The organism is Janthinobacterium kumbetense, from assembly GCF_023703445.1.
Taxonomy (GTDB): domain Bacteria; phylum Pseudomonadota; class Gammaproteobacteria; order Burkholderiales; family Burkholderiaceae_D; genus Janthinobacterium; species Janthinobacterium kumbetense.
Genome location: NZ_JAMQGR010000005.1, coordinates 129,703 through 148,636 on the forward strand (window position 1 = coordinate 129,703; position 18,934 = coordinate 148,636).

Annotated in this window: 17 protein-coding genes; 11 read left to right on the forward strand and 6 right to left on the reverse strand. The window is 64.6% G+C overall.

All coding sequences use genetic code 11. The features are described 5' to 3' along the window. Nucleotides 1–57: 57 nt before the first annotated feature. A complete protein-coding gene (locus NCG91_RS16125; RefSeq protein WP_251350401.1) occupies nt 58–2,235 on the reverse strand; it encodes a cyanophycin synthetase in 2,178 nt (725 codons plus the stop codon). A gap of 512 nt (nt 2,236–2,747) precedes the next feature. On the opposite strand from NCG91_RS16125, the gene NCG91_RS16130 reads away from it, so the two are divergent. Both NCG91_RS16130 and NCG91_RS16135 read left to right on the forward strand, forming a co-directional pair. After that, nucleotides 2,748–5,018, forward strand: coding sequence for a cyanophycin metabolism-associated ABC transporter (locus NCG91_RS16130; RefSeq protein WP_251350402.1), 2,271 nt, complete (start codon nt 2,748–2,750; stop codon nt 5,016–5,018). Nucleotides 5,019–5,020: 2 nt separating this feature from the next. After that, nucleotides 5,021–5,491: a cyanophycin metabolism-associated DUF1854 family protein gene (locus NCG91_RS16135; protein WP_099666965.1), complete on the forward strand. Its 471-nt coding sequence runs from the start codon at nt 5,021–5,023 to the stop codon at nt 5,489–5,491. Between the two features lie 44 nt (nt 5,492–5,535). On the opposite strand, the gene NCG91_RS16140 is transcribed toward NCG91_RS16135, so the two are convergent. Further along, entirely contained in the window at nt 5,536–7,050 is a 1,515-nt protein-coding gene (locus NCG91_RS16140; RefSeq protein WP_251350403.1) for an AMP nucleosidase, read from the reverse strand. 123 nt (nt 7,051–7,173) lie between these two features. On the opposite strand from NCG91_RS16140, the gene NCG91_RS16145 reads away from it, so the two are divergent. The 4 genes from NCG91_RS16145 to NCG91_RS16160 all read left to right on the forward strand — a co-directional run bounded on the left by NCG91_RS16145 (nt 7,174) and on the right by NCG91_RS16160 (nt 9,841). Beyond that, a complete protein-coding gene (locus NCG91_RS16145) occupies nt 7,174–7,770 on the forward strand; it encodes a TetR/AcrR family transcriptional regulator (protein WP_034783384.1) in 597 nt (198 codons plus the stop codon). A 14-nt stretch (nt 7,771–7,784) separates the two neighbouring features. Continuing rightward, nucleotides 7,785–8,588 (forward strand): type I methionyl aminopeptidase, encoded by an 804-nt coding sequence (map, locus tag NCG91_RS16150; RefSeq protein ID WP_251350404.1) that lies wholly within the window; start codon nt 7,785–7,787, stop codon nt 8,586–8,588. Between the two features lie 2 nt (nt 8,589–8,590). Beyond that, entirely contained in the window at nt 8,591–9,115 is a 525-nt protein-coding gene (locus tag NCG91_RS16155; protein ID WP_251350405.1) for a hypothetical protein, read from the forward strand. Between the two features lie 78 nt (nt 9,116–9,193). After that, a complete protein-coding gene (locus tag NCG91_RS16160) occupies nt 9,194–9,841 on the forward strand; it encodes an FABP family protein (RefSeq protein WP_251350406.1) in 648 nt (215 codons plus the stop codon). On the opposite strand, the gene NCG91_RS16165 is transcribed toward NCG91_RS16160, so the two are convergent. Next, nucleotides 9,838–12,300, reverse strand: a complete 2,463-nt coding sequence (locus NCG91_RS16165) for a hypothetical protein (protein WP_251350407.1) — start codon at nt 12,298–12,300, stop codon at nt 9,838–9,840. The two genes, NCG91_RS16160 and NCG91_RS16165, sit on opposite strands and share 4 nt — an antisense overlap. Nucleotides 12,301–12,379: 79 nt before the next feature. After that, nucleotides 12,380–13,159, reverse strand: coding sequence for an AraC family transcriptional regulator (locus NCG91_RS16170; protein ID WP_251350408.1), 780 nt, complete (start codon nt 13,157–13,159; stop codon nt 12,380–12,382). Between the two features lie 107 nt (nt 13,160–13,266). Here NCG91_RS16170 and NCG91_RS16175 point away from each other — a divergent pair, with 107 nt between their 5' ends. Further along, nucleotides 13,267–14,157 carry a DMT family transporter gene (locus NCG91_RS16175; protein ID WP_251350409.1) on the forward strand — a complete coding sequence of 297 codons (891 nt, stop codon included), beginning with the start codon at nt 13,267–13,269 and terminating at the stop codon, nt 14,155–14,157. Nucleotides 14,158–14,195: 38 nt separating this feature from the next. Next, the gene (locus NCG91_RS16180) at nt 14,196–14,792 is read left to right on the forward strand and encodes an O-methyltransferase (RefSeq protein WP_251350410.1); all 597 of its coding nucleotides are present in this window, start codon (nt 14,196–14,198) and stop codon (nt 14,790–14,792) included. On the opposite strand, the gene NCG91_RS16185 is transcribed toward NCG91_RS16180, so the two are convergent. Further along, nucleotides 14,793–15,302, reverse strand: a complete 510-nt coding sequence (locus NCG91_RS16185) for a GAF domain-containing protein (RefSeq protein ID WP_435526494.1) — start codon at nt 15,300–15,302, stop codon at nt 14,793–14,795. A 68-nt stretch (nt 15,303–15,370) separates the two neighbouring features. Beyond that, a complete protein-coding gene (locus NCG91_RS16190) occupies nt 15,371–16,261 on the reverse strand; it encodes a LysR family transcriptional regulator (RefSeq protein WP_251350411.1) in 891 nt (296 codons plus the stop codon). Nucleotides 16,262–16,350: 89 nt separating this feature from the next. Here NCG91_RS16190 and NCG91_RS16195 point away from each other — a divergent pair, with 89 nt between their 5' ends. The 3 genes from NCG91_RS16195 (at nt 16,351) to NCG91_RS16205 (ending at nt 18,911) form a co-directional block, all read left to right on the forward strand. Next, a complete protein-coding gene (locus tag NCG91_RS16195; protein WP_251350412.1) occupies nt 16,351–17,337 on the forward strand; it encodes an aldo/keto reductase in 987 nt (328 codons plus the stop codon). 130 nt (nt 17,338–17,467) lie between these two features. Beyond that, nucleotides 17,468–18,301, forward strand: a complete 834-nt coding sequence (locus NCG91_RS16200; protein ID WP_034783398.1) for a CheR family methyltransferase — start codon at nt 17,468–17,470, stop codon at nt 18,299–18,301. Between the two features lies 1 nt (nt 18,302). Beyond that, nucleotides 18,303–18,911: a chemotaxis protein CheB gene (locus NCG91_RS16205; protein ID WP_099666975.1), complete on the forward strand. Its 609-nt coding sequence runs from the start codon at nt 18,303–18,305 to the stop codon at nt 18,909–18,911. The last annotated feature ends 23 nt before the right edge of the window (nt 18,912–18,934 follow it).

Here is an 18,934-nt window from a genome sequence, read left to right on the forward strand (position 1 = left end):
GTGTTCTTGTGGGCCCGGCCATCGTGGCCGGGCTTGAGTGCTGCTTTGCCTGTGCTGTCAGTTCCCGATGCAGCCGGGGGCCGCGTCGAAGGTGCGCAGGCCCGCGCAAATGAGGTCGACGGGCAGGTTCAGGGCCCAGGCGGCGGCCGCCACGGCCAGCACGCTGTCGACATTGCCGGCCGTGGCCGGTTTCAGCAGGTCCAGGCACAGCAAGACCGTTTCGATGCCGCCTTCGGCCAGCACGATGTGGTTGCCGCGCACGAATACGGCGCGCCGGCCGGTGGCCAGTTGCGCCGCGATGGCGACCAGGCTGCCGTCCTGCGCATACAGGATCACGCTGCCGTCGCACAGCTCGGCCAGTTCCAGTACGTGCGCGTTGGCGGCGTTGAGCACGGCCACGCCCGTCGGCACCACCACGTCGACCTGGCTGCGCACGGCCTTGTACAGGCCCGCTTCGTCCAGCACGTCGAAATCCTTGACGCTATCGAGGCTGCCCATGTCCGTGACGACGCCGATCTGGCACTTGTCGTAGGCCAGGCCTTCGGCCAGGATCATGCGCGGATTGCTTTCGAACAGGGCCGTCTGCACGGTGCGGTTGAGCAGCAGGCGCTGGCCCGCGTCCCAGTTCACGCAATCGCTGCTGACGACGCGGCGCTGGTCCAGGTACATGCCTTCGCTGCAGACGGCGCCCGTGTGCAGGCCCGACAGGTTGAGCAGCTTGCACAGCATGCGCACGATCAGGCTGGCGCCGCGCGTGCCCGTCACGCCGATCAGCGGAATGCGGCCCGTTTCCTCGGCGGCGAACAGGTGGTCGACGATGGCCGCGCCGACAGGGCGGGGCTGACCCACTCCCGGCTTGATGTGCGCCAGCAGGCCGGGGCTGGCATTGACTTCGATGATGGCGCCTCGCTGCTCTTCCAGCGGACGCGTGATGTCCGTGGTGACCAGGTCGATGCCGGCGATATCCAGGCCAACCACGCGCGCGGCCAGCAGGGCCGCATGCACGACGGACGGGTGCACGTCGTCCGTGACGTCGATGGCCACGTTGCCGTTCGGCTGGATCAGCACTTTCTGGCCCGCCTGCGGCACGGACAGGGCGGTCATGCCCTGGCGCTGCAGTTCCAGCACGATTTCGCCCGATTCGTGCGGCTTGACGGTACCCAATGGGAAATCTTCGCCTTCGCCGCGGCGCGGGTCGGTATTGATCTGCGTGTTCACCAGTTCCAGCACGGTGGAAACGCCGTCGCCGTCGACCCACAGCGATTCGCCCTTGGCGGCCGCGATCAGCTTGTTGCCGACGACGAGCAGACGGTGTTCATCGCCCGTGATGAAGCTTTCCACCAGCACGGCCGAGCTGTCGCCCTTGCGCGCGGCCAGGTCGTAGGCTGCCTTCACGTCCGCTTCCGTCATCAGGTTGAGCGACACGCCGCGGCCATGGTTGCCGTCATACGGCTTGACGACGACGGGCACGCCGATGTCCTGCGCTTCTTCCCAGGCCGCTTCGGCACTGCGCACCAGGCTGCCCTCGGGGACGCGCACGCCGCACGATTTGAGCAGGAATTTGGTCAGATCCTTGTCGCTGGCGATGCCTTCGGCAATCGCGCTGGTGCGGTCCGTTTCGGCCGTCCAGATGCGGCGCTGCGCGGCGCCGTGGCCCAGCTGCACCAGGTTGCCGTCGTTCAGGCGCAAGGAAGGGATGCGGCGCTCTGTGGCGGCATCGACGATGCTGGCCGTGCTCGGGCCCAGGCAGCGCGAATCGACCATGTCTCGCAGGGGCGCCAGGGCCGCTTCCAGGTCGTAGGCTTCATCGTTGATGGCGGCCATCAGCAGTTCGCGCGCGGCGGCCAGGGCGGCGCGGCCCACGTGCTCCTCGCGCGTGCGGAAGGCCATCTTGTAGACGCCGCGCTGGCTGGTCGAGCGCGTCTGGCCGAAGCCCGTGCGCATGCCTGCCAGGTTTTGCAGCTCCAGCACCACGTGTTCGAGGATGTGGGCCGACCACGTGCCTTCGCGCAGGCGCTCGAAAAAGCCGCCCCGTTCGCCCACGCCGCAGCGGTGCTCGATCATGCCGGGCAGCCACGCCACCAGGCGTTCGTACAGGCCGGGCAGGGTATTGGATGGATAGTCTTCCAGTTCGCCGATGTCGACCCAGGCTTCAATCACCGGGCGGTAAGTCCAGATGTTGGGGCCGCGCAAGTGGGTGACGCGGGCAAATTCGATGTTCTTCTTCTTGATCATGTAAGTGGTTTCTTGATAACAAGCCAGGCGTCTGGGCGCCAGATACTTTATGTTGGCTCTACAGAGTCTTTTCAGGCTCGTGCTTGGTTCTTTATCCCGGGTATGCGCAGTGTGCCACTTTTAGAGGCCTCTTGTCGCGTTTGCTTCTCGTATTCTGCTGGTGTTGTCATTCTAATTGTTACTAATTGTTGCCGTACTTGTTATAAAGATACCGACTCTGGGCTAAGCTGGAGCATTTGCGCAACAGCGGGCTGTTGTATACTTGCTCCGTATCGCGGCCGCGTTGCAAAAGCGCCGCGCCTGCCTGGCGCTTCCTGCGACAGCCGCGCATTTTTTTTGCGCCGTTTTGCCATCATTCCTTACCGGCAGGCATCCATTCGATACAATACAGGAAATTGCCACTGGTGCATCCACCTCGCCATCGCGCAGTACACAAACATTGATCGGGCGTCTGCCCCATCCCCCAAATCCCGCCCTGAAGGGCTTGGCCTCGAGCCGGAGTATGCTTTACGATGACAACTGAACTGAGTGTTCCTGCAACAACTATTCCCCTCACCTCGCTGCCTGAACACTGGCTGGCGGAAGTCGAGAGCAACCTTTCTCCAGGGGAGAACGTTTTAAGTAGCGTTGAGGTTGACCTCGATGCGCGATTACGTTTCACAAAAGGCATAATTGTTGTCACCGAGAAGCGTTTACTGGCCCGTTCGCCGGGCGATACCGCCTGGAAAAGCTGGTCTTTCCGTCCTGGATTGCGCCTGACGCACCATGACCACGCCGGTGTCGGCCACCTGGAACTGTTCGACGACCACGGCCGCCTGGCTTCGTGGCGCTTCACTTTGGGCCAGAACCTGCACGCCATCCGCGTGCTGGAACAGTTCGTCGAGCGCCTCGACAGCCACCTGACGGGCCAGCCCGTGCTGGAAGCGGAGCAGGAAGTGTGTCCTAGCTGCAAGGCCCCGCTGGAGCCGGAGCAGGAGGAATGCCCGATCTGCGCCAAGGTGCTGTACACGCCGCCGTCGACCTGGACCCTGTTCCGCCTGTGGCGCTTCGCCCATCCCTACCGTGGCCAGCTGGCCCTGGGCTTCCTGCTGATGCTGCTGAGTACGGCTGCGCACATGATTCCGCCCTATCTGACGGCGCCGCTGATGGACAATGTGCTGATCCCGTATCAGAACGGCAAGCATATCGACCCGTGGCTGGTGGTGTACTACATGAGCGGCTTGCTCGGTTCGGCCCTGCTGGCCTGGCTGCTGGGCTGGGGCAAGACGTATGTGCTGGCCCTGGTGTCCGAACGCATGGGCGCCGATTTGCGCTCGGCCACGTATGAACATCTGATGAAACTGTCGCTGGAATTCTTTGGCGGCAAGCGCACGGGCGATCTGATGGCGCGCATCGGCAGCGGCAGCGACCGCATCTGCGTCTTCCTGTCGCTGCATTTGCTCGACTTCGCGTCCGACGTGTTGATGATTATCATGACCGGTGTCATTTTGTGGTCGATGAATCCGTGGCTGGCCATCATGACGCTGGCGCCATTGCCCTTCATCGCCTGGATGATCCACCTGGTGCGCGACCGCCTGCGCACGGGCTTTGAAAAGATCGACCGCGTGTGGAGCGAAGTGACCAACGTGCTGGCCGATACGATTCCCGGCATCCGCGTGGTCAAGGCGTTTGCGCAGGAAAAACGCGAAGCGGCCCGCTTCCGCGACGCCAACGCGCATAACCTGGCCGTCAACGACAAGTTGAACAAGGTCTGGTCGCTGTTCTCGCCCACCGTGTCCTTCCTGACGGAGATGGGCTTGCTGGTCATCTGGTGCTTCGGCATCTGGCAGCTGTCGCGCGGCGAAATCACCGTCGGCGTGCTGACCGCCTTCATCGCCTACAGCACGCGTTTCTATGGCCGACTCGATTCCATGAGCCGCATCGTTTCCGTGACGCAGAAATCGGCATCGGCCGCCAAGCGCATCTTCGACATCCTCGACCACGTGTCGAGCGTGCCGGAACCGGCGCAGCCCGTCAAACTGGACAAGATCGAAGGACGCATCGATTTGCGCGAAGTCGGTTTCCGTTATGGCAACCGCGCCGTCAACCGCGGCATCACCCTGAACATCAAGGCGGGCGAGATGATCGGCCTGGTGGGCCACAGCGGTTCGGGCAAGAGCACCCTGGTCAACCTGATCTGCCGTTTCTACGACGTGTCGGAAGGCGCGATTTTGCTCGACGGCGTCGATATCCGCTCGTTCGCCGTGTCCGACTACCGCCGCAATATCGGCCTGGTATTGCAGGAGCCGTTCCTGTTCTTCGGCACCATCGCGGAAAATATCGCCTACGGCAAGCCGCACGCGACGCGCCAGGAAATCATCGCCGCCGCGCGCGCCGCGCATGCGCACGAATTCATCCTGCGCCTGCCGCAAGGCTACGATTCGATGGTGGGCGAGCGTGGCCAGGGCCTGTCCGGCGGCGAACGCCAGCGCATCTCCATCGCCCGCGCGCTGCTGATCGACCCGCGCATCCTGATCATGGATGAAGCGACATCGTCGGTGGACTCGGAAACGGAAAAAGAAATCCAGAAGGCGCTGGACAACCTGGTGCAGGGCCGCACGACGATCGCCATCGCGCACAGGCTGTCGACCCTGCACCGCGCCGACCGCCTGGTGGTGCTGGACCGCGGCCAGGTCGTCGAAGTGGGCAGCCACGATGAATTGATGGCGAAAGAGGGCGCCTATTTCCGCCTCTACGAAGCACAGGCGCGCAACAACGAACTCGCCCTGGATGACAAGGAATAAGCATGGCCAGTACAACTTTTACATTACACCGCGACACCTTCGGCAAGCTGGTGATGACGGACGCGGACGGCCAGGTCTTTGAAGGCGTGGCGCCCGTGCGCGCCTTTCCCATCCAGTCGCCCGACGAAGGCATTTCGCTGGTGCTGGGCAATGGCAAGGAAGTGGCGTGGATCGACCATGTCGACACCTTGCCCGAGCCGGCGCGCAGCCTGCTGCAGGAAGAGCTGGAAGGGCGCGAATTCATGCCCGAAATCGCGCGCGTGAAAAGCGTCTCCAGTTTCGCCACGCCGTGCACCTGGTACGTCGACACGGACCGGGGCGAGACGCAGTTCGTGCTGAAGGGCGAGGAAGACATCCGCCGCATCGGCGCCGCGTCGCTCTTGATCGCCGATAACCACGGCATTCACTTTTTGATCCGCGACATGTTCAATATCGACAAGACGACGCGCAAGATCCTCGACCGCTTCCTGTAAGCGATGCAACAATAAAAAACGGCGCCTTGAAGGCGCCGTTTTTTTTATTGGAAGGCCACTTCCGCAAAGCTGCGCAATTTGCGGCTATGCAGCCGGTCCACGCCCTGGCGGCGCAGCAGTTCCACGGCGCGGATACCGATGCGCAGGTGCTGGTCGACGCGTTCGCGGTAGAAGTGGTTGGCCATGCCGGGCAGCTTGATTTCGCCGTGCAGCGGCTTGTCGCTCACGCACAGCAGGGTGCCGTACGGGACGCGGAAGCGGAAGCCGTTGGCGGCGATCGTCGCGCTTTCCATGTCCAGCGCGATGGCGCGGCTCTGGCTGAAACGGCGCTCCGGCGTACGCTGCGGCAGCAGTTCCCAGTTGCGGTTGTCCGTGCTGGCCACGGTCCCCGTGCGCATGATGTGTTTCAGATCATGCCCTGTCAGCTGGGTGATTTCCGCCACCGCCGTTTGCAGCGCCTGCTGGATTTCCGCCAGGGGCGGGATCGGTACCCACAGCGGCAAGTCTTCGTCGAGCACATGGTCTTCGCGCACGTACGCATGCGCCAGCACGTAGTCGCCCAGGCTTTGCGTGGTGCGCAGGCCGGCGCAATGGCCCAGCATCAGCCAGGCGTGCGGGCGCAGCACGGCGATATGGTCGGTGATTGTCTTCGCATTCGCCGGTCCCACGCCGATATTGACCATGGTGATGCCGCTGCCGTCCGCGCGCAGCAGGTGGTAGGCGGGCATCTGCGGCAGGCGCGGCGGGGCGGCGCCCAGCGCATCCTCGCTTTCCACCGTCTGTCCCACCCGGCGCGTGACCACGTTGCCCGGTTCGACGAAGGCGATGTAGCCGTCGTCGTCCGAGGGCGCGGCGGCGTCGGGCGCGCGGTCCATCAGGGCGTGGCCCAGGCGGATGAATTCGTCGATGTAGAACTGGTAATTGGTAAACAGGACGAAATTCTGGAAATGCTGCGGCGAGGTGCCGCTGTAGTGGCGCAGGCGCTGCAGCGAGTAATCCACGCGCGGCCCCGTGAACAGCGACAGCGGCTGCGCTTCGCCATGCGCCGGTTCGTGCGTGCCGTTGGCGATGCCGTCGTCCATGGCCGACAGGTCGGGCAGGTCGAACAGGTCGCGCATGGCCAGGCGGCGGCCCGCATCCATATTGCCTTCGATATGGTCATGCTCGGCGAACGAGAAATGCACGGGGATGGGCTGGGCGCTCACGCCCACTTCCAGGTGCACCTTCTGGCCGCTGTTATGGTTTTTCAGCAGCAGCGTGAACTGGTCGAGGTAATAGTCGCCGAACAGGTCGGGGCGCGTCAGGGTGGTCTCGAACACGCCGGGGCCGGCGACGAAGCCGTAGGCCAGCGGCGAGTCGGCGCGCGCCACGGTGTCCGTCTGGATGCGCACGAAGGGGTAGCAGGCGCGCACGCGCTCGTGCATGTCTTCGCCGGCGACAAAGCGCTGCAGCGCATCGCGCAAGTGTTCGATGCTGCTGCGGTAAATGGCTTGCACTTGGGCCAAAGCCAGGCGTGGATCATCGAAGCGGGAGGAGGCGATGAAGGGGGGCGTAAGCAAGCGGATTCTCCTTGTAGCGGTTCGTGCATACCATTGTAAGGCAGCAAGGCAAGTCGCGTTGGACGCGTTTTTCAGCGAACGGGGCCGCTTGACGGATTCAAATAGAATCTGTATTCTATTTGAATGGTCAGACTAGCCAAATTCAACGAAAACAACTTCATCGACAGCGCGATTGCCGTCGCCGCCCAGTGCGGCGTGGGCGCCGTCTCGATGGCCGCCATCGCCGTGAAGGCCGGTGCGCCCATCGGCTCCGTGTATCACCGCTTCGATTCGCGCAACGCCATCCTGGCGCGCGCCTGGCTGCGCGTGAAAAGCGACTTCCGCGAGGAAGTGGCCAGCCGCTGGCTGGGCGGCGATACGTGGGCCGGCGTGCACGGCTTGCTGGACTGGTGCCGGCGCAAGCCCGTGTATGCGCGCTTCCTGCTGCAATGCGCGGACAGCCCCGATTTCAGCAGTGGCCTCAGCGAGGAATTGCTGGCCGCCGTCGAAGAGGAGCAGGCGGCACTCGATGCCTGCTTTGTCCGCTGCGCCGAAGCCATGCCCGCCACCACGGAGCTTGACCTGGATCACATGCTGCTCAAATTCGTGCTGATCGACGCCCCCGTGGCCGTCGTCAAGCCTTACCTGACCCAGGAGCGGCCGATCCCCGCCAGCGTCGACGCCATGCTGCGCGCCTCGCACGACGCCGTGCGCGGCTGGGCCGCCCACACCACACACTAACCAAGAAGAAAACCATGCGCTATTCCACCCAGCTTGAACACGGCAAGAAAATCCCCCTGCACGACGAAGAAGGCTTCATCGGCATGCGCGCGGCCGGCGGCATCGCCGCCGACACGCTCGACTACATCGCGCCCTTCGTGAAACCGGGCGTCTCGACGGCCAAGCTTGACGCCCTGTGCGAGGAATTCATGCGCGCCGCCGGCGCCATCCCCGGCACCATCGATTACCACGGCTACAAGCACGCCAGCTGCATCTCCGTCAATCACGTGGTCACGCACGGCATCCCGTCCGAGACCAAGATCCTGAAAGTGGGCGACATCCTCAATATCGACGTGACGCCAAAATTCAACGGCTGGTTCGGCGACACCAGCCGCACCTTCAAGGTGGGCGCCGTCTCCATCCTGGCCAACCGCCTCGTCAACACGGCGTATGAGGCCATGATGGCCGGCATCCGCACCGTGCGTCCAGGCGCCACCCTGGGCGACGTGGGCGCCGCCATCGAGGCGGTGGCCAAGGCGCAGGGCTTTTCCTCCGTGCGCGACTTCTGCGGCCATGGCGTGGGCCAGGTCTTCCACGACACGCCGCAAGTGCTGCACTATGGCCGCGCCGGCACGGGCATCGTGCTGGAACCGGGCATGATCTTCACGATCGAACCGATGCTCAACGTGGGCAGCTACCAGGTCAAGGTCTTGCCCGACAAATGGACGACGGTGACGAAAGACCGTTCGCTGTCGGCGCAGTTCGAGCACTCGCTGGCCGTGACGGAAACGGGTTTCGAGATTTTCACCCTGACCGGCTCGACCGACCCGCTGGTGTAAGCATGGATGACGCGCGCCGGCGGCAGCTCACCGATATCGTCGCCGCGAAAGCGGGCGTGGATGTCGCTTGCGCGGCGCGCCACCTGGCGCTGCATGACGACGACGTGGCGGCCGCGCTGCGCGGCATCGACATCGAACGTTTTACGCTCACGCAGCGCCTGCTGAACAAGTACCGGCGCGATCCGGAAGACGCGCTGCAGCACGTGGCGCTGGCCGTGCTGCAGCACGAAGATATCCGCAGCGACAGCGTGCTGCGCCTGGAGCGCATCGCGGCCCTGGCGCCGCCCGTCGCCGGCGTGGTGATGCTGGCCGAGTGGCTGGCTTACGTGGACTGGGAAGGCTTCGACAGCGCCCTGTACGCGAATATCGATGCGGTGGCGGCGTTCATCGGCGGTGCACTGGACTTGCCCGAGGTGGCCGCCAACCTGCTGCAAGCCCGCGATGCAGACGTGTTTGAATCGCGGCGCCCCGCGCTGGCTGCCGCGGCCCTGCTGTTCATCGAGCGCCACACTACGCAGTTTCCCTGACGGCTGGCGCTTTGCCGCCGGCGGGCGCGCGTCTTACAATGGCGGCAAGCACTGTTGCCCCATTTTGAAGACTTCCGCATGAGCGATTTTCCCGAAGATATCTACACCGAGCCGTCCGCCGACGTGCATACCCTGAACAATCTGGGCCCCCTGACCGGCATGGCCGGCATCTGGACGGGCACGCGCGGCCTTGACGTCAAGCCGAAGGCCGATGGCCCGCGCAAGCAGGCCTTCGTCGAGCGCATCGAGCTGCAACCGATCGACCCCGTCACCAACGGCCCGCAACTGTTCTACGGCCTGCGCTACTACATCCACATCACCAAGCCGGACCAGGTCAAAACGTATCATGAGCAGGTTGGCTACTGGCTGTGGGAGCCGGCCACGGGCGCCGTGATCCAGACCCTGGCCATCCCGCGCGGACAGATCGCCATGGCGTCCGGCACGACGACGGCGGACGCCACCAGTTTCGAACTGGTGGCCAAGCGCGATTCGACGGCCTACGGCATCTGCTCGAACCCCTTCCTCGAACACGCATTCACCACCGTCGAATACCGCATCAAGGTCGATATCCACGCCGATGGCACCTGGGGCTACGACGAGGACACGGTCATGTTGATCCGCGGCAAGGACGAGCCGTTCCACCACACGGACCGCAACCTGCTGACGAAAGTCGGCGAGCCGACGCCGAACCCGATGGCCCTGCAGGCGCTGGCGGCAGCCGCCTAAGGTTTTCCTTGCGCCACCGCCTTGACCGCGCGCTCCTCGCCCATGGCGGCGGCGATCTTCCAGCGCTGCATGGCGCTGGCGCGGTCCGGGCGTTTCAAGCCCGCGCCTTCCCAGTCCATCAGGCCCAGGTTGTAGATGTCGCCCGCGCTGCCCTTGTCGGCGGCCAAGGTGAACCATTTGCGCGCTTCCTTGTGGTTGACGGGAATCTGGTAGCCGCGCACGTGGTACAGGCCCAATAAGTGCATGGCTTGCGCATTGCCCTTGTTCGCGGCCTGTTTCAGCAGGTCCAGGCCGCGCGCCATGTTGCGCGGTTCCTGCCAGCCTTCCGCCAGCATCACGCCCTTCGCCGTCAGCGCATAGCTGTCGTTCTTCACCAGGCCCTTGCCGATCAGGGGCTTGGCGGCCACCTGGCGCGCTTCGCGCTGCTGCGCCGTTGGCGCGGTGATTGGGCCTGGCTTGCCTTCGCCCATCAGCAGCATCCAGCCATACAGGCCATACGCGCCGGCGTCGCCCTTGCCGACCAGGCTTTCCAGCATGGCCAGCGCCTGCGCCTTGTCGCCATTTTCATACAGCTTGACGGCCTTGGCGCTGCTCGCGTCCTGCGGCACGGCGGCCGGCGCATGGGGCGCGACGGGCGCCGACGCCATGGCCGTTTGCGGCGGCGCGGAAACCGGGCGCACGCGCACGGGCAAGCCATAGCTGGCGGCCAGCACGGCCAGGCTGGCGGGGGCGAGGATCAGCACTTGCGCCAGCTGGTTGCGGCGGCCCTTGCCGGCGATGCCCATGGCCCGTTCGGCCTGCCGTTCGCCGCCCAGCGCCTCGCTCAGCACTGCCTTGACCTTGCGGTTGAACAGCCAGTAGCCGGCGCCCGTGACAAGCAGGCCGGCCAGCGCCGCCATGCCGCGCCCGGCGAAGAACCAGGCGGCGATGGCGGCGGCCAGCGCGGCCAGCGCGCTTTTCCACCAGAACTGCTTGGCCAGCCGCGTGTAGACCTGGCGCAGGGCGCCCAGCACGCAGGTGCGCACGTTCTGCGCATAGTCGGCGGAAACGACGTCGACGTGGGCGTGGTCCGCGTCGCCGCTGAGGACGGACTCGATCACGTCCGCATTCAGTTCCGAGGCGGCCACGTCGCGCAGCGGCGTCAATAAACCTTGCACGTGGGCCGAGAACAGGCCGTCGTCGGCGCTGCCGGCCAGCGCATCGCTGAGCGCCTTGAGATCGCCGCGCAGCAGCTTTTCCACGATGTCGTCCAGCGTCAGCCAGCGCAAGTCCGTGCCGTACGCCACCAGGTGATGTTTTTCCGCGTTGCACGATGCGTCCAGGCGCACGATGCGCAGCTTGCCGCCATACAGGGCGTCGACTTCCTGCGGCTGGTCTTCATTGTAAATGCTCACTTTCGCCAGGGCCAGGCTGCTGGAGATGGCTGCCAGTGAGTGCACGCTCTCCTTGTCGCGGATGCGGCGCGCGTCGTCCGGCGCCTGCTTGGGCAGGCTGACGCTGTAGCCGGGCGCCACGTGCACATCGACCCAGGCCGCCTTGCCCACCTTGCCGGAACCGTCGCAGGGGTTGCAGCGCAAGTCGCCCACGCCGCTGCACGTGCGGCACGTGACCTTGCCGCTGGCGCGGCAGGTGCCGCAATTGATGTTGCCGGAACCGTGGCACGTGTTGCAGCTGACCTTGCCGAAGCTGCAATGGTAGCAAGAGCGATATTCGGTGCGGTATTGCGTGCGCGTTTCGCTGTGGTAGCTGGTGTGCGAGCTGCCGTTGCTGTAGGTGGTAGTGGGCACTTGCACCGTGACGTAATCGGTGACTTGCTCGGACACCGTGCCGCTGCCGCTGCAATACGAGCACGACACCTTGCCGCTGCCGTAGCAGCCATAGGCGTCGCAGCTGACGGTGCGCCCGCCGTGGCAGTTCCAGCACGTTTCCGTCGTCGCGCCATAACAGGTGTGGCAGCCGATGCGACCTTTGCCGGAACAGTTGCTGCAGGTATCGAGGTGCCAGTACTTGACGGCGTGCGGCAGGTAGACGCCCGCCTCGACGCCGTTGTAGGCCTGGCCCGCCTGGCGCAAGGCATTGTCGAGCTTGCCCGCCGCGCGGCGCAGCCGCTCCTTTTCCTGCGCGTGAGCGAGTGCTCCCACTTCGTGCGAGCCACAGCGGCAGTCATTGCCCGCCGGCGCGAAATAGCCATTGATGACGCGCTGCTCGAAGCGCGCCTCGAGCGCGTAATTGGCTTGCAGGGAAAAATCCTGCAGCACGTCTTCCTCGGCCAGCGGCGTGATGTCGTGCGGCTCGAAGCGCGTCTTGTCCTGCACCAGAGTGCGCAGCTTGCCCAGCACGGTGGGCACGTCTTCCTTGTCGAGCTTGATGGGCGCTGGCGCCGTCACGGCCGTTGCTGATGCCTGGGGCATGTCCTCGCTGCCTTGGGTATCGGTGGCCGTGTCGGTGCTGGGGTTCATGCGCGTCCTTTTGCTCTCTGGAAAGATGTTTGAATTTTAGCATCCCCATATGACAAGGCGGCTACCCCTGGCCCCTTTTTCAGCGCAGGCCGCGGCGGAACTGGTCCGGCGTGCCGCCGCCTTGACGGCGAAACATGGCGATGAAGGCCGAGGCCGTGCTGTAGCCCAGTTCCAGCGCGATCGCCTGCACGGTTGCTCCCTGTTCCAGCAGGGGCAGGGCGGCCAGGAAGCGCTGGCGCTGGCGCCATTCGCCGAACGGCATGCCCAGTTCGCGCTGGCAACGCCGGGCCAGCGTGCGCTCGGTCACATGCAATTGCGCGGCCCACTCGGCCAGTGAGCGGTTACTGCCGGGATCAAGCTGCAGGGCGGCCAGCAGCGCCGCGATGACGGGTTCGTCGCTGCCGGGCAAATAGTTGCGGCTGCACGGCGCCAGCTGCAATTGATCAACCAGTACTTGCGCCAGGCGCTGGTCGGCGGCCGTGGCGGGCGTGGTGACGCCCCGTTCGGCAAAGTCGCCGAGGATCGCCTTGAGCAGGGGACTCAATACCAGCGCGCACGGCTGCGCCGGCAACTGCGCGCACAGGCTGGCGTCGATGTAGGCGGAGTGAAACACGACATCCTGGCGGATATAGCCGTCGTGCAAGGTGTCGGGCGGTATCCACACGGCGTACTGGGGCGGCGACAGGTAGCGCTGTCCCGCCACCATGATTTCCATCACGCCCGTGGAGCAATACGTGAGCTGGCCCCACGGATGGCTCTGGTAATCGAATTGCTGGTGCGCGTGGTAATCGTCGAGGCGAAAGTACACGGGATAGGGCAGGGCGTCGGAAACGGCGGGAAAGTGCTGGTTGCTGGCCATCGGATCTCCTGTTTTGTCCTGTTCTTTGCATCGTTTGTCCGATATGCATTATATCCATGGAATCGGACCATGCGAAAATGGTGCTCGTTGAATAGTGGAGTTCCTGCATGAAAGCCAAGCATTATCTGTTTCCCGTGATCGCCGTGCTGATCTGGGCCATCAATACCATCGTCAGCAAGATGGCCGTGGGCGTGATCGATCCGGCCGCCATCTCGTTCTACCGCTGGCTGCTGGCCGGCGTGCTGCTGGCGCTGGTGTTCGCGCGTCCAGTGTGGAAGCAGCGGGCCGTGGTGAAACCATATCTTGGGAAACTGTTTGTGCTGGGCATGTTGGGCATGGTCATGTACCAGTGCCTCGCGTACATCGCGGCGCAAACGACGACCGCCACCAATATGGGCATCCTCGCATCGCTGATGCCGCTGCTGGCCGTGGGCCTGTCCGTCTTGCTGTTGAAAGAGGCACCCACCGTGGGCGGCGTGTTTGGCGGCTTCGTGTCCTTGCTGGGACTCGGCTACTTGCTCAGCCATGGCGACCCGGCCGCCCTGATCGCCCATGGCGCGGCCGTGGGCGATGCCCTGATGCTGCTGGCGTGCCTGTCGTATGCGGGCTATGGCGTGCTGCTCAAGCGCTGGAAGATTCCCCTGAACAACTGGCACTCCCTGCTGATCCAGGTGTGGTGCGCCGTGCCCGTGCTGTTCGTGTATTACCTGAGCCAGTCGGCGCCGCCCGTCACCGGTCCCGGCTTGCCGTTGGTGCTGTTTGCCGGCATCCCCGCATCCATCATCGCGCCGTTCTTGTGGATGCACGGCCTGGCCAAGCTGGGCCCGAGCCGCGCCACGACCTTGATGAATCTGCTGCCCGTGTTCACGGTGATCATCGCCATGCTGTTCCTCGGTGAAACCCTGCACAGCTACGATGTGATCGGCGGCGGCGTGACCCTGCTGGGCGTGGTGATGGTGCAGTACCTGAAACGCCCATTGAAGCGCGTACAAGCGTAGTATTTTTGCTATGCTGATGTTTTGCACAAGGAGGCGGCATGCACAGCATCGATACCCTCGATACCCTGTTAAGCGAACTCGAAGCATTCGGTAACACCAATGATGCGGCGCATACGGAGCGTGCCAGCCGCATGCTCAATATCACGCGCGACACGGGCGAATTGCTGGCCGTGCTGGTGCACGCGCGCGGTGCGCGGCGGGTGCTGGAAATCGGCACCTCGAACGGCTATTCCACCCTGTGGCTGGCGCGTGCGGTACAGCCGCTGGGCGGCAGCGTGGTGACGGTGGAAAAGGCGCAGGACAAGTTCGACATGGCGCATGCCAACTTTGTGCGCGCGCAACTGCAAGGCGTGATTGGTCAGTTGCTGGCGGACGCGGGCGACGTGCTGCGCGATGCGGCTGACGGTGCCTACGATTTCATCTTCCTCGATTCCGCGCGCCAGCAATATGAGTCCTGGTGGCCGCAGCTGGACCGCGTGCTGGCGGCCGGCGGCGTGCTGGTGGTCGACAACGCCAGTTCACACTACGCGGACATGGCCGGCTTTGTCGACGCCATCCGCGCCGACAGCCGCTACATGGCATGCCTGGCGACGGTCGGCAAGGGCGAATTCATCGCCGTCAAGGCGGGCAACTGATTATTCGGCGACGATAGTTTCTTCCAGCACGCGCACCAGCGATTCGACGCCTTGCGCGTCGACGTCGTCGAAGCGGCCGGGCAAGGGGCTGTCGAGGTCGAACACGCCGATGATTTGACCCTGCGCAAACACGGGCACCACCAGTTCCGAGCGGGAATTGACGTCGCAGGCGATGTGGCCAGGAAACGCGTGCACATCCTGCACGACGATGGACTTGCCTTCGACCACCGTGGTGCCGCACACGCCGCGGCCCTTCTTGATGCGGATGCAGGCTGGCTTGCCCTGGAATGGACCCAGCACCAGTTCCTCGCCTTTCAGGAAGTAAAAGCCGGCCCAGTTGAGACCCGGCATCGTATTGAAGACCAGCGAACTGAAGTTGGCCGTATTGGCGATGAAATCGCTCTCGCCGGCCAGCAAGCCTTGCAGTTGCGAGCGCAGATCCGCATACATGGCGTGCTTGGCTGCGGGGGTATCGGTGCCGTAGGCGGCGTCGCTGATGGTAAACGTCATGGTCGTGGTGGCGCTGAAAAATGGGGAAGGCGCCATGGTAGCGCGTCTGGCGCATCCGTGCGCGGCCTTCACTTTTTCAAATGTTCTTGCGCCAGCTGGCGCAGCAGGGGCAGGGCCGCATGGCCGTGCTCTTCCCGCCAGGCCAGGCCGATGCCGGCCGCCAATTCCTCGCCTTCCACCAATGGCCGGTAGGCCACGCCAGCCAGGCGCAGCGCGCGGAACGAGTCGGCCAGCAGCGCCATGCCCTTGCCGGCCGCCACGTCGCCGAGCAGCACATGGTGGTCGGGCGCTTCGCGCAGGAAAATCGGCGCGAAACCATGCCGGCGAAATACCTGCTGGCAATGGTCGAAGAAGGCGGGCTGGCGCGCCCGTTCGAACCAGTAGACGGATTCCTGGGCGATGTCAAACAGGCTGAGCTTGCGCTTTTTCGCCAGCCGGTGCCCGGCGGGCAGGGCCAGCATCATGGGTTGGCGCGCCAGCGGCTGCACGGCCAGCTCGAAGGTGGCGCTGGGCAAGGCCAGCAGGGCCGCATCGAGCTGGCCCTTGCGCACGCCGGCCACCAGGCGCGGCGAGGGGGCGGACGTCAGTTCCAGGCAGATACTGCCCAGTTGCCCTTCCAGCGCCGCCAGCAAGGGCCGGAACAGGCCGGCCGCCACGGAACTGGTCAAGCCCAGGCGCAGGCGCGCGGGCGCGCTGTCTTGCCGCAGCGACGTTTGCGCAATATCAAGCAAATTGAGGATGTGCAGCGCCTGCGGCAGCAAGGTATGCCCTGCCTGCGTCAAGGCCACGCCCTGCGTGTCGCGCTCGAACAATCGCGCGCCCAGCCGCTCTTCCAGCGTCTTGATGGCGCGCGACAGGGGCGGCTGGGTCATGTGCAATTGCTCCGCCGCCTGGCGGAAGTTCAGGCAGCGGGCGACGGCGCAAAACAGGGTCAAGGCATGGGTATCGAGGGCTCTCATACCAGAAAGGTATCACGAAATCGCGCATTCCCCCGCCGGCCGGCACGGCCTAGACTGGCTGCATCGAGTCAACACGTGAGGAGAGCAGCATGCAACAACGACGCATCGGCAATAGCGGCTTGACCAGCTCGGCACTGGGCCTGGGCTGCATGGGCATGTCGGAATTTTATGGCGCCACGGACGAGGCGCAATCGCTGGCCACCCTGGAAGCGGCCCTGGCGGCGGGCGTGACCCTGTTCGACACGGCCGACGCCTACGGCTTTGGCCACAACGAGCAATTGCTGGGACGATTTCTGGGCAACCATCGCGGCCAGGCCCTGGTCGCCACCAAGTGCGGCCTGGCGCGCGAGGCCGGCAGCTATGCGCGCCGCGTCGACAATTCCCCCGCCACCATCCGCCAGGCGTGCGAAGCGTCGCTGGCGCGCCTGGGCGTGGACGCCATCGACCTGTTCTACCTGCACCGCCTGAACCTGGAGACGCCGCTGGAGGAATCGATGGGCGCGCTGGCGCAGCTGCGGCAAGAGGGCAAGATCCGCGCCGTGGGTCTGTGCGAAGTGAGCGCCGCCACCTTGCGGCGCGCGGCGGCGCTTTGCCCCGTGGCGGCCGTGCAGAGCGAATACTCGCTGTGGACGCGCGAACCGGAGCAGGGCGTGCTGGCCGCCTGCCGCGACGTGGGCGCCAGCTTCTTTGCCTACAGCCCGCTGGGGCGCGGTTTCCTGACGGGCGCCATCGCCGATGCTGCCAGCCTCGACGCGGGGGATTTTCGCCAGTTCAATCCCCGTTTTTCATCCGACAACCTGGCGCGCAACCAGGCCATCGTCGCGCAGGTGAAGAACCTCGCGCGCGCAAAAGGCTGCACGCCGGCCCAGCTGGCGCTGGCCTGGCTGCTGGCACAAGGCGACGACCTCATTCCCATCCCCGGCACCAAGCGCATCGCGTATTTGCACGACAACCTGGGCGCGCTGGCCGTGCGGCTGGACGGCGCGGAACTGGCGGCGATGAATGCCGCCTTTCCCTTGGGCATGGCGGCGGGCGCGCGTTATACGGAGGAAGGCATGAAGGGCGTGGATGCCTGAAAAAGATGGCGCAGTGTACGCCAGCGTACCTAACTGACACTTTCCTTGCGGGATAATCGCCGGCGATCTGCTAGCATTTGGCAGTGACTGCATGGTGTGTGTTGCACCGTGTTCAACGGTCAGGTATCCGATGAGGTGGATGTTGTTAGATGACGATATTTTCGATATAGAACTGAAATTGTTGCTTGAGGGAATCTTGTTGAGATATCAGCACGATTTCCGCGATTATTCGGTGGCGTCGCTGCGCCGGCGCATGCGCCAGGCCATGGAGCGCTTCGGCTGCGCCAGCCTGTCGCAATTGCAGGACCGCATCTTGCACGAGCCGGCCATGTTCGCGCAGATGCTGCAGTTTTTCACGGTGCAAGTGAGCGAGATGTTCCGCGATCCCGCGTATTTCCGCGCCTTGCGCGAAAAAGTCGTGCCCATCCTGCACACCTATCCGTCCATCAAGATCTGGGTGGCCGGCTGCAGCAGCGGCGAAGAGGTGTGGTCGCTGGCCATCTTGCTGGAAGAGGAAGGCTTGCTTGAACGTAGCATGATTTACGCGACCGACATCAACGTGGAAGCACTGGCCGCCGCCGAAGCGGGCATCTATCCGATCGAGCGCATCGCCCAGTTCAGCGAGAATTACCAGTTGGCGGGCGGCAAGCGCTCGCTGTCCGACTATTACACGGCCGCCTACAAGGGCGCCATCTTTGAGCGGCGCTTGCGGCGCCAGTTCGTCTTCGCCGACCACAGCCTGGCGACGGACAGCGTGTTTTCGGAGGTGCACATGGTTTCCTGCCGTAACGTCATGATCTATTTCAATAAAGACTTGCAAGACCGCAGCCTGGGCCTGTTCCACGAAGCGCTGGTGAACCGGGGCTTCCTGGGCCTGGGCATGAAGGAAAGCCTGCATTTCAGCCGCCATGCGGCCAGCTTCAATGAGCTGAGCCCGGCTGAGCGCATCTTCCAGCGTGCCTGACATGTTGCCGACCTGCGACGTCGCGCCGCCGCCCGCCGGCCTGCGCCTGATCGCCATCGGTGCCTCGGCCGGCGGCGTGGAAGCGCTGGGCATCGTGCTGCGCGCCTTGCCCGCCACCTGCCGCGCGGCCGTGGTCGTGGTGCTGCACCTGGCGCCGGGCCGTTCGAGCCAGTTGCCGCAGTTGTATGCGGAACGTTGCCAGCTGCCCTTGCGCGAAGCGCAGGACAAGGAACCCTTGCAGGGCGGCACCGTGTATTTCGCGCCGCCCGATTACCATTTGCAAGTCGAACCCGATGGCAGCTTTTCCCTGTCGCAAGAAGCGCCCGTGTATTTTTCGCGCCCGTCCATCGATGTCTTGCTGGAAACAGCCGCATACGCCTACCGGCGCGCCATGCTGGCCATCATCCTGACGGGCGCCTCGGCCGACGGCGCGGCGGGCCTGGCGCGCGTGCGGCAGCTGGGTGGTAGTGCCTGGGTGCAAGACCCGCAGCTGGCCAGTTGTGGCATCATGCCGGCCGCTGCGCTCAAGCGGGCTGGCGCCGACCGCGTGCTCGATTTGCCGCAGATGGCTGCCAGCCTGGCCTTGCTCGGCGATGGTGAACACAAGTGAATGGGAATGGTGTAGTGCGTGTA

Coding starts and splice junctions, on each gene's coding strand:
- NCG91_RS16125 (WP_251350401.1), bottom strand. CDS start 2,235: ATGATCAAGAAGAAGAACATCGAATTTGCCCGCGTCACCCACTTGCGC.
- NCG91_RS16130 (WP_251350402.1), top strand. CDS start 2,748: ATGACAACTGAACTGAGTGTTCCTGCAACAACTATTCCCCTCACCTCG.
- NCG91_RS16135 (WP_099666965.1), top strand. CDS start 5,021: ATGGCCAGTACAACTTTTACATTACACCGCGACACCTTCGGCAAGCTG.
- NCG91_RS16145 (WP_034783384.1), top strand. CDS start 7,174: ATGGTCAGACTAGCCAAATTCAACGAAAACAACTTCATCGACAGCGCG.
- map (WP_251350404.1), top strand. CDS start 7,785: ATGCGCTATTCCACCCAGCTTGAACACGGCAAGAAAATCCCCCTGCAC.
- NCG91_RS16155 (WP_251350405.1), top strand. CDS start 8,591: ATGGATGACGCGCGCCGGCGGCAGCTCACCGATATCGTCGCCGCGAAA.
- NCG91_RS16160 (WP_251350406.1), top strand. CDS start 9,194: ATGAGCGATTTTCCCGAAGATATCTACACCGAGCCGTCCGCCGACGTG.
- NCG91_RS16165 (WP_251350407.1), bottom strand. CDS start 12,300: ATGAACCCCAGCACCGACACGGCCACCGATACCCAAGGCAGCGAGGAC.
- NCG91_RS16170 (WP_251350408.1), bottom strand. CDS start 13,159: ATGGCCAGCAACCAGCACTTTCCCGCCGTTTCCGACGCCCTGCCCTAT.
- NCG91_RS16175 (WP_251350409.1), top strand. CDS start 13,267: ATGAAAGCCAAGCATTATCTGTTTCCCGTGATCGCCGTGCTGATCTGG.
- NCG91_RS16180 (WP_251350410.1), top strand. CDS start 14,196: ATGCACAGCATCGATACCCTCGATACCCTGTTAAGCGAACTCGAAGCA.
- NCG91_RS16185 (WP_435526494.1), bottom strand. CDS start 15,302: ATGACGTTTACCATCAGCGACGCCGCCTACGGCACCGATACCCCCGCA.
- NCG91_RS16190 (WP_251350411.1), bottom strand. CDS start 16,261: ATGAGAGCCCTCGATACCCATGCCTTGACCCTGTTTTGCGCCGTCGCC.
- NCG91_RS16195 (WP_251350412.1), top strand. CDS start 16,351: ATGCAACAACGACGCATCGGCAATAGCGGCTTGACCAGCTCGGCACTG.
- NCG91_RS16200 (WP_034783398.1), top strand. CDS start 17,468: ATGAGGTGGATGTTGTTAGATGACGATATTTTCGATATAGAACTGAAA.
- NCG91_RS16205 (WP_099666975.1), top strand. CDS start 18,303: ATGTTGCCGACCTGCGACGTCGCGCCGCCGCCCGCCGGCCTGCGCCTG.